Annotated in this window: 14 protein-coding genes and 1 pseudogene; 3 read left to right on the top strand and 12 right to left on the bottom strand. The window is 62.7% G+C overall.

Annotated features, from left to right (window positions below; all coding sequences use genetic code 11):
* Nucleotides 1–3: 3 nt before the first annotated feature.
* Nucleotides 4–627: a LysE/ArgO family amino acid transporter gene (locus AC1DV9_RS20265; RefSeq protein WP_477949825.1), complete on the top strand. Its 624-nt coding sequence runs from the start codon at nt 4–6 to the stop codon at nt 625–627.
* Here the strand turns inward: AC1DV9_RS20265 and AC1DV9_RS20260 are convergent.
* The 5 genes and pseudogenes from AC1DV9_RS20260 to AC1DV9_RS20240 all read right to left on the bottom strand — a co-directional run bounded on the left by AC1DV9_RS20260 (nt 624) and on the right by AC1DV9_RS20240 (nt 6,802).
* On the bottom strand, nt 624–764 hold the full coding sequence (locus AC1DV9_RS20260) for a hypothetical protein (RefSeq protein ID WP_310298710.1): 141 nt from the start codon (nt 762–764) through the stop codon (nt 624–626). The genes AC1DV9_RS20265 and AC1DV9_RS20260 overlap by 4 nt on opposite strands.
* Before the next feature lie 159 nt (nt 765–923).
* Complete coding sequence (gene pssA, locus AC1DV9_RS20255) at nt 924–1,769, bottom strand: CDP-diacylglycerol--serine O-phosphatidyltransferase (RefSeq protein ID WP_112517094.1); 846 nt, start codon at nt 1,767–1,769, stop codon at nt 924–926.
* Nucleotides 1,770–1,787: 18 nt separating this feature from the next.
* Nucleotides 1,788–2,489: pseudogene (locus AC1DV9_RS20250) on the bottom strand (phosphatidylserine decarboxylase); the annotation flags it as partial.
* Nucleotides 2,490–2,625: 136 nt separating this feature from the next.
* Nucleotides 2,626–4,500 carry an ABCB family ABC transporter ATP-binding protein/permease gene (locus tag AC1DV9_RS20245; protein WP_112537546.1) on the bottom strand — a complete coding sequence of 625 codons (1,875 nt, stop codon included), beginning with the start codon at nt 4,498–4,500 and terminating at the stop codon, nt 2,626–2,628.
* A gap of 226 nt (nt 4,501–4,726) precedes the next feature.
* A complete protein-coding gene (locus AC1DV9_RS20240) occupies nt 4,727–6,802 on the bottom strand; it encodes a LysM peptidoglycan-binding domain-containing protein (protein ID WP_477949824.1) in 2,076 nt (691 codons plus the stop codon).
* Between the two features lie 155 nt (nt 6,803–6,957).
* On the opposite strand from AC1DV9_RS20240, the gene AC1DV9_RS20235 reads away from it, so the two are divergent.
* On the top strand, nt 6,958–7,581 hold the full coding sequence (locus AC1DV9_RS20235; RefSeq protein WP_112390837.1) for an LOG family protein: 624 nt from the start codon (nt 6,958–6,960) through the stop codon (nt 7,579–7,581).
* A 15-nt stretch (nt 7,582–7,596) separates the two neighbouring features.
* Here AC1DV9_RS20235 and rarD read toward each other — a convergent pair whose 3' ends face one another.
* The 7 genes from rarD to cysS form a co-directional block, all read right to left on the bottom strand.
* Nucleotides 7,597–8,511 (bottom strand): EamA family transporter RarD, encoded by a 915-nt coding sequence (gene rarD, locus AC1DV9_RS20230; RefSeq protein ID WP_477949823.1) that lies wholly within the window; start codon nt 8,509–8,511, stop codon nt 7,597–7,599.
* A 118-nt stretch (nt 8,512–8,629) separates the two neighbouring features.
* Entirely contained in the window at nt 8,630–10,246 is a 1,617-nt protein-coding gene (cimA, locus tag AC1DV9_RS20225) for a citramalate synthase (protein ID WP_477949822.1), read from the bottom strand.
* Nucleotides 10,247–10,608: 362 nt separating this feature from the next.
* On the bottom strand, nt 10,609–11,568 hold the full coding sequence (pip, locus tag AC1DV9_RS20220; protein WP_477949821.1) for a prolyl aminopeptidase: 960 nt from the start codon (nt 11,566–11,568) through the stop codon (nt 10,609–10,611).
* On the bottom strand, nt 11,565–12,041 hold the full coding sequence (locus AC1DV9_RS20215; RefSeq protein WP_477949820.1) for a GFA family protein: 477 nt from the start codon (nt 12,039–12,041) through the stop codon (nt 11,565–11,567). Before AC1DV9_RS20215 ends, pip begins: the two co-directional genes overlap by 4 nt.
* A complete protein-coding gene (locus AC1DV9_RS20210) occupies nt 12,034–12,516 on the bottom strand; it encodes a GFA family protein (protein WP_477949819.1) in 483 nt (160 codons plus the stop codon). The genes AC1DV9_RS20215 and AC1DV9_RS20210 overlap by 8 nt, the downstream gene beginning before the upstream one ends.
* Nucleotides 12,513–12,881, bottom strand: coding sequence for an endonuclease domain-containing protein (locus tag AC1DV9_RS20205; protein WP_477949818.1), 369 nt, complete (start codon nt 12,879–12,881; stop codon nt 12,513–12,515). Before AC1DV9_RS20205 ends, AC1DV9_RS20210 begins: the two co-directional genes overlap by 4 nt.
* Before the next feature lie 244 nt (nt 12,882–13,125).
* Nucleotides 13,126–14,502, bottom strand: a complete 1,377-nt coding sequence (gene cysS, locus AC1DV9_RS20200; RefSeq protein ID WP_477949817.1) for a cysteine--tRNA ligase — start codon at nt 14,500–14,502, stop codon at nt 13,126–13,128.
* A gap of 338 nt (nt 14,503–14,840) precedes the next feature.
* On the opposite strand from cysS, the gene AC1DV9_RS20195 reads away from it, so the two are divergent.
* Nucleotides 14,841–15,575, top strand: a complete 735-nt coding sequence (locus tag AC1DV9_RS20195; RefSeq protein ID WP_477949816.1) for a GH25 family lysozyme — start codon at nt 14,841–14,843, stop codon at nt 15,573–15,575.

Below are 15,575 nucleotides of genomic sequence, written 5' to 3'. Positions count from 1 at the left end.
AATATGATCTCGATTTCGGCTGCCCTTTCGGGCTTCTTCCTCGGCGCATCCCTGATCATCGCCATCGGCGCGCAGAATGCCTTCATTCTTCGCCAGGGGCTGCTGCGCTCGCATGTCTTCATTCTCTGCCTGATCTGCGCGCTGTCCGATGCGCTGCTGATCGCCGCCGGTGTTGGCGGTCTGGGCACGCTGGTCTCGCAATCGCCGGTGCTGATTTCGGTGGTGACGCTCGGCGGCGCTGTCTTCCTCGGCTCATACGCTTTCATGGCCTTCCGCCGGGCGCTGCATCCGGGCGCCATGCAGGCGGGATCGCCGCAGGCGCTGGGGCTGAAGGCGGCGGTTGCCACCTGCCTCGCCTTCACCTTTCTCAATCCGCATGTCTATCTGGATACGGTGGTGCTGCTGGGCAGCCTGTCGGCCGCCTATCAGGGGCAGGACCGGACCGCGTACGGCGCGGGAGCCGCAATCGCGTCTTTCGTCTGGTTCTTTGGTCTGGGATATGGAGCGCGGCTGCTGCAGCCGGTCTTCGCAAAACCCGCCGCTTGGCGGGTTCTCGACGTCATCATCGGCGTCGTCATGAGCCTGCTGGCAATCAGCCTGCTCTGGCGCTTCTTCGCGGCCGCTTAAGCAGGCTTCTTGATGAGGGCAGGCTTCTTCAGCATCAGAGCTGCTGCCAGTACGGCCTTCAGGCCGAGCGGGCGGTAGTGGGTGCTGAGATCCTGCTTGGCCGGCTGTTCCGCTGCACCAGTTTTCTTCGAGGTCACGATACTCTCCTTACGTGTTCCCTGGATGTGTTCTGATTTGCTCTTTTGTCGCGAAAAACGACAAAAGAGAGGCATCGATCATCAGGAAGTGTGTAAGGCGAAAACTTTGCGCGAGGCTTGATGCAGAAAAGCACGCTTGGGTAGCGTGCTAATTAAATCTCAGATGTGGCGGCCCATGTCGTCTTCGCCGACACCGGGTTCCTCGATCGTCAGCGTGCCGTATTTCTTCTTCCAGCGGTGGGCGCCGAAGGGCAGGGAGATGAGGTAGATCACCACGGTGAAGACCATGATTTCCCAGGTAAAGCTCATCAGCAGCGCGACATAGAGAACGACGCCGAGCATCAGCGGCAGCACCAGATCGCGGCGCAGCTTGCTGCCCTCCTGCTTGCCGGACCAGACCGGCAGGCGGCTGATCAGCAGGAAGGCGATCAGCACGGTGTAGGCCGAAGAGATATAGGCAAACAGCCGGTCGCTCTCCATCCCCAGGAAGCCGAGATAGACGGGCAGCAGCACCAGCATGGCGCCGGCAGGGGCCGGCACGCCGACGAAATATTCCGACTGCCAGGGTGCACGGTTTTCGCGCTCCGACATGACGTTGAAACGCGCAAGCCGCAGGCCGGCCGCGATCGTGTAGATCAGTGCCGCGATCCAGCCGATCGAGCGGGCTTGGTCTAGTGCATAGACATAAACGACGAGGGCAGGGGCAACACCGAAATTGACGATGTCGGCCAGCGAATCCATCTGCGCGCCGAATTTCGACGTTGCCTTCATCAGCCGGGCGATACGTCCGTCGATGCCGTCGAGGAAGGCGGCGAGCAACACCATCATCACGGCAAGCTCGTAGCGCCCTTCGAAGGCAAGACGGATGCCGGTCAGGCCGGCGCAGATCGCCAGGATGGTGATGAGATTGGGAACGACCAGCCGGAGCGGAATTTCACGCAGTCTCGGCCCGCGCGCTGAATCGTTCGGGCCGTTGGGTTCGAAAGGCGGAAAAGGCGTCTCCATGTGGCGCTCCTGATCGTCTTAGCTGCGGCGGCTGATGACAGGACCCTTGGCGGAGGCGAATTCGGCAAGCACCGTCTCACCGGCAATCGCCGTCTGGCCGAGCGCGACGCGCGGCGCCGAACCGGCAGGCAGGAAGACGTCGAGGCGCGAACCGAAGCGGATCAGGCCGAAGCGCTCGCCGGCGGCCAGCGGCTCGTTGGTGTTCGCCCAGCAGATAATGCGCCGCGCGACCAGACCGGCGATCTGCACAACGCCGATATTGCCATGGGCGGTTTCGATGACGAGGCCGTTGCGCTCGTTGTCCTCGCTGGCCTTGTCGAGTTCGGCATTCACGAAGCTGCCGGAGCGGTAATTGATGCTGACGATGCGGCCGCGCACCGGGGACCGGTTCACATGGCAGTTGAAGACGTTCATGAACACGGAGATGCGCAGCATCGGCTCGCTGCCGAGATTGAGCTCGGCCGGCGGCGTCACCATCTGGATCGACGAGACCTTGCCGTCAGCAGGCGAGATGACCAGATCGTCGTCCTGCGGCGTCATGCGCTCGGGGTCGCGGAAGAAGTAGGCGCACCACAGCGTCAGGATCAGGCCGACCCAGAACAGCGGCTTGAACAGCCAGCCAAGCAGCAGCGATGCGACGAAGAAGGCGGCGACAAAGGGATAGCCTTCCTTATGGACCGGAACGATGGTGTTTCGAACGGTATCAAGCAGGCTCATATGCGCCGGTCTCCTCGGTTTTTTCGTTACCGCTGGTTATAGAAAAACTCCGGCCGGGGCAATGCCGTGGCCGCTGCGGCGGCCTTCATGAAAGGGTTCTAAACAGCAAAACGGCGGATCGGCCGTTTTGTTCAGGTGGTTAAGTGGCAGGAGCAAGGCGCGTGACAACGCCCAGATCGTCGCTCTCGCGCACCTGCTTCAGATGTTCCTCGGCCTGTGTCGCCTCGCGCTGGCGGTTCCACATCGAGGCGTAGAGACCGTCCTTGGCGAGCAGCGCCGCATGCGTTCCGCGCTCGGCGATCTCGCCGCTCTTCAAGACGATGATCTCGTCGGCGCCGATGACGGTCGACAGGCGGTGGGCGATGACAAGCGTCGTGCGGTTTTTCGAGACGGCGTCGAGTGCCGTCTGGATTTCGCCTTCGGTCGTCGTGTCGAGCGCCGATGTCGCTTCGTCGAGGATCAGGATCGGCGGCGCCTTCAAAACGGTCCGGGCGATCGCCACGCGCTGCTTTTCCCCACCCGAGAGCTTCAGTCCGCGTTCGCCGACCTTGGTCTCGAAACCCTCAGGCAGAAGATCGATGAAATGGGCGATCTGCGCGATCTCGGCCGCAGTCTTCACCTCGGCGTCGCTGGCGCCCGGGCGGCCATAGCGGATGTTGTAGGCCACGGTATCGTTGAAGAGCACGGTATCCTGCGGAACCATGCCGATCGCCGAGCGCAGGCTCTTCTGCGTCAGGCCGCGGATATCCTGGCCATCGACGGTAATCGCCCCGCTCTGGATATCGTAGAAACGATAGAGCAGCCGCGACAGCGTCGACTTGCCGGCCCCTGATGGCCCGACGACGGCGACGGTCTTGCCCGCCGGGACGTCGAAGGAAATGCCCTTCAGGATCGGCCGCGCCGCGTCGTAGGCGAAATGCACGTCCTTGAAGCTGATGGCGCCCTGCGCGATCGAGAGCGGCTTGGCATCCGGTGCATCCGTTACCTCGGCCTTCACCTCCAGAAGATCGAACATCTGCTCGATATCGGTGAGGCCCTGGCGGATTTCGCGATAGACGAAGCCGATGAAGTTCAGCGGCACGGCAAGCTGCAGCAGCATCGAGTTGACGAACACGAAGTCGCCGACCGTCTGTTCGCCGCGCTGCACGGCAAGGCCCGAGAGAACCAGCATGACGGTGGTGCCGAGGCCGAAGATCACGCCCTGGCCGAAGTTCAGCCAGCCGAGCGAGGTCCAGACGTCGGTCGCCGCCTTCTCGTATTTCTCCATCGACTTGTCGAAGCGCTTGGCCTCCATCTCTTCGTTGCCGAAATATTTGACGGTCTCGAAGTTGAGGAGGGAATCGATCGCCTTGGTATTGGCGTCGGTATCGCTGTCGTTCATCGACCGGCGGATCGAGATGCGCCAGTCGCTGGCCCGGATCGTGAACCAGATATAGGCCCAGACCGTGAAGGCGGTGACGGCGAGATAGGAGAAGCCGTAGCCCCACCAGAAGATGAAGGCCGTCAGCAGGAATTCGATGACCGTCGGGACCGAGTTCAGGATCGTGAAGCGGACGATCGTCTCGATGCCCTTGGTGCCGCGCTCGATGATGCGTGACAGGCCGCCGGTCTTGCGCTCCAGATGGAAGCGCAGCGACAGCTCGTGCATGTGGACGAAGGTCTTGAAGGCGAGCTTGCGCACCGCATACTGGCCGACACTAGCAAACAGCGCGTCGCGCAGCTGGTTGAGCGCAAGCTGGATCAGCCGCGTCAGGTTATAGGCGATGATCAGCGCGATTGCGCCGGTCAGCAGCGGCGGAAGACTGGTGTGGAGATCGGTCTTGCCGTTCAGCGCATCGGTCGACCACTTGAAGAAATAGGGGACGAGCAGCAGCACGAATTTCGAGATCAGCAGGTAGACCGACGCCCAGACGACGCGCATCTTAAGGTCCGGCCGCTCATTCGGCCACATATAGGGCCAGAGATTGAACAGCGTGCGCAGCAGATTGGAATCAGAAACCGTCTTGTTTGCCATGCCCATCTCCAGCCCGGGGGTGGGCTTTGACCACGAATGCATCGTTTCGATAGCGGCAATTGCAAAAGGCGGAACGGCCCTTTCGAGGGCCTCCGCCAGACAGTCTCGCCGTCCCCCGCCACATAGGATTTGACGGCGGCGAATGCAACGGCAAACCGCCAAAGAGAAAAGGCCGGGCGCTATATTCGCCCGGCCTTTATCAATAGTCGCAGATCTTTCGAACTGGTTAGAGGTGTTCGCCCGCCTTCAGCTTGCGGTGCAGCTCTTCCGAATTCGGCAGCGCGTCCTTGGGAACGCCAAAGATCTGGCCGGGCAGGATGCGATCGGGGTTTTTGATCTCGTCCTCGTTGGCCATGTAGATCGTCGTGTAGCGCACGCCCGCGCCATAGACGCGGCGCGAGATCTGCCAGAGCGTATCGCCGCGGCGGATGATGACGGTGTTGTTGCTCGTCGTCAGCGGCGCCTGTTCGATCGTCTTCGGCTCGCCGCTGTTGCCCGATGCCACTTCGTTGGTGGCGGGAGCAGGTGCGGCGGCTGTCGCCGGAGCCGGTGCTGCGGGCGCGGCCGGAACGGTGGTCAGCGTATCGATCATCGCCGACAGCTTTTCGAGGGCTGCACCGACCGATTTCGCATCGCGGGGCAGGGCCTGCAGCGTTGACAAGGCGGATGCCGCCGACTGCGAGGCCTTTGCTGCCGTTTCCTTGAACGGTGCGCCTGCATCCACCGACGGACGGAACTCGGAGATCGAGCGCAGCGCGAATTCCGTTGCAGAGCGGGCGGCGGCGAGCTGTTCGGCTCCCGGCACCTTGGCATCGGCAAACAGACCCTTCAGCAGCGCGAACGCCTTGCCGGCATCCATGCGCAACTTGGTCAGTTCACCCTCTTCGAGCGGCACCATCGACGGTGCGGTGGTCGCAGCACCCGTGGCAGGCGCCGTGGTCTGCGCCGCGACGGTCACCTGGTCGCCTTCCGGACGGTTGAAATTGACGGCGGCGCGCACGAGAACCTTGCCGGCACCATCGACGACATCGACGCGGATCTTGTGATCGCCGACGGCGAGATCCATCGCGCCGTCGATGACGAAGTGGCCGTCGCCACCGGCCTTCGCCTTGCCGATCAGCTTGTCGTCGGCATAGGCGAGCACATTGGCATTGGCCTTGGCCGTGCCTGCAACGAAGATCTTGTTGCCTTCGATCTCGACGGCATTGACCATGACTTCAGCCGGTGTTGCCGGAACGGCCGGTGCCGTATTGGCGATATCGGTGGAAGCTGCGGGCAGGGCGGGTGTTGCACCGTTGGCTGCAGGCGTTGCCGCAGCGGTCTGCTGCTCGGCCTTCGGAGCGGTGATGATGCGGCTTGCTTCACCCGGCTTGGAAACCATGGCCAGCAGCTCGGCGCCGCTGCCGTCCTTCGGCACGGAAACTGTCGCGACTTCTTCCGAGGTCTGAACCTTGCCGTCCTTGCCGGTCACCTTCAGAACCAGCTGGTGATCGCCGGGGCCGAGCGGATTGTCGAGCACGGCTGCGAAGTCGCCAGAAGGGCCGACATCGGTCGTGGTGACCACCTTGTCGCCATCAACGACTTCAAGCTTGCCGTTCGGCTCAGCGGAGCCGGCAATGACGGTCGAACCATCCGGCTCGACGCGCAGAACGTCGAAGGCGGGGACCTTCGGACCGGCATTGGCCTGATCGGCGGCGGCCGGAGCCGCGGTTGCCGGAGCATTCGCGTCGGCTGCCGGCTGCTGGGCCGTAGCGTCGGCCGTGGGCTGCGTTGCGGCAGGCTGGGCCGCCGGAGCGCCTGTCAGTTCGGCTTCGGCCTTGAGGAGGGCGGCGAGCGCGTCTGCAGCATTTTCAGGCAGCGCCTGGATCGTCGCCAGTGCCTTCGCAGCGCCATCCTTGGCCTTGGTGATGATGGCAGAGGTTGCCGGGTCGATACCGTCAGGCGCGGCGAAATCGGCAATCGCCTGCAGCGCGCCGGTCGCCTTGGTCTTGGCGGCTGTGAGCGCATCGGCAGCCGGGGTCTTGCCGTCGGCGAATAGCGCCTTAAGTTCCGTGAGAGACTGTCCGGCGTCAGCCGTCAGGCGGCCGACCTTTCCGGTGGTTTCAGCAGCGTCGGCAACGGCGTTACGGGCCGTCTTTCCGGCTTCTTCGACCGTATTCTTGACTTCGGAGCCAGCCTGATTGATCGCATCACCAACTTTTGACGCGTCTCCGCCGATCCGGGGCATCACCACGAAGACCATCAAAAGGATTGCAATTGCAAGCACTGCGAGGGCCAGCAAGCCGGCGCGGTTTCTCATCATTCATTCTCCCCAGGCGGCAAATGTGCCGTAGTAATCAGAAATTGCTAGCGATTCCCTGTGCTTTTCACAAGCATCCAAGCCCGTCACCTACGCTTAGACGTAGGTTTTGCCTCATTTTTCTTGACTGCTCAGCCCCGGAATAGTTGTTTGGCCCAATGACCGATCAATCACACTCGATAAAATCCATCTGCGTCTACTGCGGCTCCAGGCCGGGACGCGACGCTGCATACATGACCGCCGGACGCACGCTCGGCAAGGAAATTGCCGAATATGGGTTAAGGCTCATCTACGGCGGCGGCACCAAAGGCATCATGGGGGCGGTTGCCAGCGGGGTGCTTTCGGCGGGCGGTCAGGTGACGGGGATCATCCCGGAATTCCTGATCGACATGGAAGCGACGCGCCATTCTCTCGGCCAGCTCAACGAACTGATTGTAACGCCTGACATGCATGCGCGCAAACACATGATGTTTGAGCGCTCCGATGCGTTCGTGGCGCTTCCGGGCGGTATCGGCACGCTGGAGGAGATCGTCGAGATCATGACCTGGGCGCAGCTCGCCCGTCACGAAAAGCCGATGGTTTTCGCCAATATCAATGGCTTCTGGGATCCGATGATGGAGCTCCTGAAGCACATGACGGACGAGGGCTTCATCCACACGGCCCATCGCGTCCAGCCGCTGGTCATCGACAATATCGCCGATATCGTTCCGGCGATCATGGCGCAGGCTGCCGAAATCGCCGCCGATCGTGGCGGCGAGGACGAGGTTCTTTCGAAAATGTGATGGTGAGCGGGCGCTTCAGCGCCCGCGCGTCGCATTCAGCATCGACACTGTGTAGAGCACCAGGCCCGCCCAGATCAGCGGGAAGGCGATCATCCGCGCCGTGCCGAGCGGCTCGTGGAAGGCGAAGATGGCGATCAGGAAGATCATCGTCGGGGCGATATACTGCATGATGCCGATGGTGGAGAGCTTCAGCAGCTTGGCGCCATTGGCATAGATCATCAGCGGCGCGGCAGTGATGAGGCCGCAGCCGAGCAATAGGGCGGTATCGCTCCAGCCGGTCTCGATGAAATGGCCTTCGCCGGTCACAAGCTCCAGGTAGAGGATGTAGAGGATTGCGGGAACGCTGAGGATCAGCACTTCGAGCAGAAAACCCTGGTTCGGGCCGAGCGGCAGCGTCTTGCGGAAGAAGGCGTAGAAGGCCCAGCTGAAGGCGAGCGTCAGCGCGATCCACGGCAGGCCGCCGCCATCGAAGGCGAGCACGACGACGGCAACGGCAGCAAGGCCGATTGCCGCGATCTGCAGCGGCCGCAGCTTTTCCTTCAACAGAACCGAGCCCATGAAGATGCTGATCAGCGGATTGATGAAATAGCCCATCGCCGCATCCAGCGAATGCCCGGCGCCGATCGCCCAGACATAGGTGCCCCAGTTGACGGTGATCAGGGCGGCGGTCAGGGTCGCCATGGCGATCAATCGCGGCGAGCGCAGCGCATCACGGATTTCCTGCGTGCGGCCAAGCACCAGGAGCACGAGGCCTGCGATCGGAACCGACCAGAGGACGCGATGCGCGATAACCTCGGCCGGCGAAATATGCGCCAGCGCCTTCATGTAGATTGGCAGCAGCCCCCACAGCAGATAGGCAGTCAGCGCGAAGGCAAAGCCGCGCGGGCTGTCTTCGTTCTTGATGATCGGCGCGGTCGCATCGACGGACATGGGGGCGTTTCCATAATTTATCGTTATGGAGCCCGCTCTAACCTAACCGCTATGAATAGGCCAATTCATTTCCGTGAATGGATGTGAAGGAGTTTTGATTTGCCAGAAACCAAAACTCTCACTCCGCCGCGATCTTGCCTGCCAGCTGCCGGTTCTTCATCAGCTTGTAAATGACCGAGTCCATCAGCGCCTGGAACGAGGCGTCGATGATGTTTTCGGACACCCCGACGGTCCACCAGCGGACGCCGCTGGAATCGACCGATTCGATCAGCACGCGGGTGATGGCCTCGGTGCCGCCGTTGAGGATACGCACCTTGAAGTCGGCGAGCACGAGGTCGTCGATCTCGTGCTGGTACTTGCCGAAATCCTTGCGCAGCGCGAGGTCGAGCGCGTTGACCGGGCCTTCGGCTTCGGCGACCGACATCAGCGTCTGGCCATCGATGGTGATCTTTACCACCGCTTCCGAGACGATCTTCACGCGGCCGAGGCTGTCGAAGCGGCGCTCGATCATCACCCGGAAACCGTCGATGCCGAAGAATTCCGGGATGGTGCCGAGCGTGCGGCGGGCGAGCAGCTCGAAGCTGGCGTCGGCGCCCTCATAGGCGTAACCCGACGCTTCGCGCTCCTTGACGATGGAGATCAAGAGATCGAGCTTCGGATCGTCCTTGCCGACCTCGATGCCGCGGCGCTTCAGGGCATTGATGAAATTCGCCTTGCCGCCCTGGTCGGAGACCATGATCTTGCGGAAATTGCCGACGCTTTCGGGCTGCACATGCTCGTAGGTGCGGGGATCCTTGAGCAGCGCCGAGGCATGGATACCAGCCTTGGTGGCGAAGGCCGAGGCGCCGACATAGGGCATCTGGTGGTCGGGCGACCGGTTCAGCAACTCGTCGAAGGCATGCGACAGGCGGGTGAGATTGAGTAGCCGCTCCTCGTCGATCGCCGTTTCGAAACGGGTCGCGTAGGTGTCCTTCAGCGCCAGCGTCGGGATCAGCGTCACCAGATTGGCGTTGCCGCAGCGCTCGCCGATGCCGTTCAGCGTGCCCTGGATCTGCCGCACGCCGGCCTCGACCGCGGCGAGCGAATTGGCGACCGCCTGGCCGGTATCGTTATGCGCATGGATCCCGAGACAGCCGCCGGGAACGCCGGCCGAAATCAGCGCCTCGACGATCGCCCGGATCTCAGGCGGCTGCGTGCCGCCATTGGTGTCGCAGAGCACCACCCAGCGCGCGCCGGCCTCGTAGGCGGCCTTGGCGCAGGCGATGGCATATTCAGGATTGGCCTTGTAGCCATCGAAGAAATGCTCGCAATCGACCATCGCCTCCTTGCCGGCTGCAACCGCCGCCTTGACGCTTTCGGCGATCGATTCCAGGTTTTCCTCGTTGGTACAGCCGAGCGCCACCTTCACATGGTAGTCCCAGCTCTTGGCGACGAAACAGATAGCGTCGCTCTCGGCCTGCAGCAGTGTCGCCAGTCCCGGATCGTTGGAGGTCGAGATCCCCGCGCGCTTGGTCATGCCGAAGGCGACGAACCGGGCGTCCTTGGTGCGCTTCTCGCTGAAAAACGCCGTGTCGGTCGGATTGGCGCCGGGATAGCCGCCCTCGACATAATCGAGGCCGAATTCATCGAGCATCGCCGCGATCGCAATCTTGTCCTCGACCGAAAAGTCGATGCCGGGCGTCTGCTGTCCGTCCCGGAGCGTCGTGTCGAAGAGGTAGATGCGTTCTCTGCTCATTGTCGTTCCTCCCGGCTGAGCGGGTGTTGAGTGTCTGTCACCCGCCCTCGTGGTTCGAGACGGCCCTTGCGGGCCTCCTCACCATGAGGGCTGGTCATTGTGCCCTGGGGCACGCATGTCTCTCAGGCCTCGATATGACCTTGGTCGTCTTCACGCTCACCGGCCTGTGGTTCGAGACGGCCCCTTGGGGCCTCCTCACCATGAGGGTTGATCGCTGTGGCACCCGGCTCTCTATCCACGGCGGCGCGAACGTCCATCCTCATCCCGCGAAGCTTAAGGTCCTCGAAATGAGGCGCCTGGCAGGCGCTCTCCATCCTCATCCTGAGGTGCCCGAAGGGCCTCGAAGGACGAGGATGGCCACCTCAGGCCTTCCCCGCAAACCTGTCCGTCGCCCTGATCAGCTGATCGAGAATCCCCGGCTCCGAAAACGCATGCCCCGCGCCCTCGACCAGATGAAACTCTGCCTTCGGCCAGGCCTTGTGCAGCTGCCACGCATATTTGGCCGGGCAGGGCATGTCGTAGCGGCCATGCACGATGACGCCCGGGATGTCCTTCAGCTTGTGTGCATCACGCAGCAGCTGCCCTTCGTCCATCCAGCCGGCATTGACGAAGAAGTGGTTCTCGATACGCGCGAAGGCATAGGCGAACTCGGCTTCCTCGAATTTGCCGCTGGTCGATTTCTCCGGCAAGAGCGTGATCGTCTCGCCCTCCCAGATGCTCCAGGCATGCGCCGCCTCGAGCGCCACCGCCCGGTCCGAACCGGTGAGGCGGCGGTGATAGGCCTGCATCATCTCGTGGCGCTCTTCCGGCGGGATCGGCGCGATAAAGCGCTCCCACTTGTCCGGGAACATCTCGGAGACGCCGAACTGATAATACCAGTCGAGCTCGGCCTTGGTCAGCGTGTAGATGCCGCGCACGATCAGTTCCGAAACCCGCTCCGGGTGCTTTTCGGCATAGGCAAGCGCCAGCGTCGAGCCCCAGGAGCCGCCGAAGACCTGCCATTTGTCGACGCCGGCCATCTCGCGGAGCCGTTCGATATCGGCGACGAGATCCCAGGTGGTGTTGGCGTCAAGGTTCGCATGCGGGGTGGACTTGCCGCAGCCTCGCTGGTCGAACAGCATCACATCGTAGAGCTTGGGATCGAAGAGGCGGCGATGAACCGGCGAGAAGCCGCCGCCCGGGCCGCCATGCAGGAAGACGGCCGGCTTGGCGCCCGGCGTGCCCGAGCGCTCCCAGTAGATCCTGTGGCCGTCACCGACATCGAGATGGCCCGACGCATAGGCCTCGATTTCGGGATAGAGCGTCCGCAACACTTCGGTCATGCCTTGAAGCCTTTCGCCGGCCAGTTTTCGGTATCGTGATCGGGATGCTGGAAGGAGATGATCGCTTCCTGGCGCGCGTAGAAATCCGGGTCCGTGTGAACCGGCGCATCGAAGATCTTCTCGATCCAGGGAAGCCGGGCGTCGTGGTTGACCTGGACCTGCGGCTGCAGATCGTCCCGCTCGTCGAAACTGCCGATCGCCAGCTCCAGACCGCCCGGATGCCGGTAGGTCATCGGCGTGCCGCAATCGCTGCAGAAGCCGCGCTCGATATTGATCGACGACTGGAAATAGCTGATCTCGCCGCGCGTCCATTCCATTCCGTCCTCGGGCGCCGTCACCAGCGCCGAGAAGAAGCCGCCGAACTGCTTCTGGCACATGCGGCAATGGCAGATCGACGGGCGGCCGAGCTTGCCGGAGATGCGGAAACGGATCGCGCCGCACTGGCAGCCGCCCGTTCGAATGGGTTCACTCATCTTGATGCTCCAGGGGCCAATGATCGGTGTCGTGGTCGGGATGCTGGTAGGAGACGATCTCGTTGATGAACTCCGCCGCCTCGAGATCGTCTTCGGTGCGGATGCCAGGCAGATCATGCAGCCTGTCGGTAAAGGGAAGCTTGGCTTCGATGCCGTATTGGATGGTCGGCGGCAGCGCGGCCGGGTCGTCGAAGGCGCCAGCCGTGATCGCCAGCCCATCCGGCGCCTCGTAGGTCAGCGGCGTACCGCAATCGCCGCAGAAACCGCGCCAGGCGAAGTTGGAAGACTTGAAGCGCTTGCGCTCCCCGCGCGTCCAGGTGAGCTCGGCGCCGCGGACAGAGACCAGCGGCGCGTAATAGCCGCCCGACGCCTTCTGGCACATGCGGCAATGACAGATCGACGAATGCGTCAGCTCGCCCTCCACCCGGAAGCGAACGGCACCGCACTGGCATCCACCGGTGTAGGTCTTGGTCATGCGCGATCCCTTCCGGTGACGGTGACGATGTGCAGGCAGACATTGTCGATGTCGCGCAGGATGTCGTCGTTCCAGAAGCGGAGGACGGTCCAGCCGTGGGCTTCGAGGCGATGTGTTCTGGCGGCGTCATTGGCTGCGCTGTCTGGGTTTGCGTGCTGAGAACCATCGATCTCGACGATCAGCCGATGCTCCGGGCAGGCAAAGTCAACGATGTAGCCGGCGATCGGCAATTGCCGGCGAAAGCTCAGTCCCATCAGCCGGTGGGCACGTAGCTCGTTCCAGAGCTTGAGCTCCGCGTCGGTCATCGCCTTGCGCATACGCCGGGCGTTGGCGCGCCGCTGGGATGGGACAGGGGCATGTGGCATCGCATGCTCCTTGGCGGCGGTTGCGGGTGGGTTACCCCCCTCTGCCCTGCCGGGCATCTCCCCCTCAAGGGAGGAGATTGGATAGTAGCGATGCCTCGTTCTCAATCCAAGCGGGAGTTTTCCGTACACGATTGTAGAACGGTGATGGCTGGGCAATGTGGGCGCGTCTAGCCGATCTCCCCCCTTGAGGGGGAGATGCCCGGCAGGGCAGAGGGGGGTAGACACGCCCGCAACGCCAACCATCTTACCGCTTGAGCTCCCAGGTCGTCACTCGCTCGCCACTCGCCGCATCCTTGCCATCCTTCAGCTGCACGCCCTCGGCCAGCAGTTCGTCACGCAGCTTGTCCGCCTCGGCGAAATTTTTCGCCTTCAACAGCTCAAGCCTCGCCGCGACGCGCCGGTCGATGTCGAGGGCGACGGCCTCGTCCACCTCGGTCTTCTCCGGCAACACACCGAGCAGCGCCGCACTTGCCGCAAACACTGCCGGATCGCCGCCTTGCGCCAGCGCATGCAGCGCCTGCACTGCGGCAACCGTGTTCAGGTCATCCGCAAGCGCCGCCAGCACCGCCGCATCCGCCTCGGCATCCCCGGCATCCGCCGCGGGCCACTTGGCCAACAGCCGCTCCGCTTCCTCCAGCCGCTTGATCGAGAAGTCGATTGGCTCGCGGTAATGCGTCATCAGCATCGCTAGGCGCAGCACTTCGCCCGGCCATTTACGGCCGCCGAATTTTTCCGTGTGCAGCAGCTCATAGATGGTGACGAAATTGCCTTCGGATTTCGACATCTTGCGGCCCTCGACCTGCAGGAAGCCGTTATGCATCCAGACATTGGCCATCACCTCGGTGCCGTGGGCGCAGCGCGACTGGGCGATCTCGTTCTCATGATGCGGGAAGATCAGGTCCAGCCCGCCGCCGTGAATGTCGAAGACCTCGCCGACATAGCGCTGGCTCATCGCAGAGCACTCGATATGCCAGCCCGGACGGCCGCGGCCCCAGGGGCTCTCCCAGCCGGGTTCGTTATGCGACGAGAGCTTCCAGAGCACGAAATCGCCGGGGTTCTTCTTGTGGGCATCCACGGCGATGCGCGCGCCCGCCTGCTGCTCATCGAGGTTGCGCTTCGACAGCTGGCCGTAATCCCGCATCGATCGGGTGTCGAACAGCACTTCGCCCTCGGCCTGATAGGCGTGGCCATTGGCCAGCAGCTTCTCGATGATCTCGATCATCCCGCCGATATTCTCGGTCGCCCGCGGCTGATGCGTCGGCTCCAGGCAGCCGAGCGATCTGGCGTCGTCCAGAAACTGCGTCTCGGTCTTTTCGGTGACCCGGCGGATCGCTTCGTTCAGGGGCAGGCCGGGATAGTCGCGCAGGGCGCGGGCGTTGATCTTGTCGTCGACGTCGGTGATATTGCGCGCATAGACGACCTTGTCGGCGCCGTAGACATGCCGCAGCAGCCGGAACAGCACGTCGAAGACGATGACCGGGCGGGCATTGCCGATATGGGCGAAATCATAGACGGTCGGGCCGCAGACATACATGCGGACATTATCGCGATCGATCGGCTCGAAACCCGTCTTTTCGCGCGTCAGCGTGTTGTACAGTCGAAGTTCAGCCTGACCGGCCATGTCTTGTTCTCCCAATGCAATGTTCCGAAAAATGCCACCACCGGCGGGCCGGGGCGTTTATCTCTTTGCGTATTTGGGAGACGAAAACGGCCAGGCCAGCGAGCGCGCTAGCGAATAATCTTCCGGCAGTTAATGCAGATAACCGTTTTCATGGCGCGTTTTATGGCGCGGGAACGGTGATTGGTCAAGTGGGGGGTGAGGCCCGGTGCGGCAAAGCCGCAGCGATCGATCCTGTGAATCGATCGCAGGGCCGAACGCCCGAAGCGCAAGCGAAGGGCAGGGCGTCAACGCTGCCTCAATTTCATGCTATCACCACATCCAACCAAGCAGAGATTCCCGTGCGCCGCATCTTCCGCCTGCTCATCACCGCCATCATCCTGACGGCTGTCGCCGCCAGCGTCTATCTGGCATACGATCGGGCCATGACGCCATTCTCGCCGCCATCACTTGCCGACTATCCGATCCAGGGCATCGACATCAGCCACCATCAGGGCGATATCGACTGGGTTAGGCTGAAGGGTCAACCCAACATCCGCTTCGTCATCATGAAAGCGACCGAAGGCGGCGATCATCGCGACCGGAAATTCGCAGACAATTGGCAGGCGGCCAAGGATGCAGGCATCATCCGCGGCGCCTATCACTTCTTCACCTTCTGCCGCCCGGGCGCAGAACAGGCGGATAACGTACTCGCCACCATCCCCGCCGATGCTGATGCCCTGCCGCTGGCACTCGACCTCGAATTCACCGGCAATTGCGGCAAGGTGCCGACGCTGGACGAACTCAGCGCCGAGCTATCGGCCTTCTACACGCGCCTCGGCACCCGCTATCCCGGCCGGCCGCTGTTCTACATGAACGAAAGTTTCTTCGAGCAATATTTCGCCGGCAACGAAACCCGCTTCGCGCCGCACGACCTCTGGATTCGCAGCATCGCGCACCGGCCGGATTGCAGCCGCTGGTCGCTCTGGCAGTTTGCCGACGATGGGAAGGTGGAAGGCATCAAGGGCGCGGTCGATCTCAACGCGCTATGCCCGGAGAGCGGGTTGGCGCCGCATTTTTCCAGGCCGTCGAGCTAG

This window comes from Rhizobium sp. 01L410 (assembly GCF_056400165.1).
The sequence above is the reverse complement of the archived record's forward strand: the minus strand, read 5'-3'. Positions and strand labels throughout refer to the sequence as shown.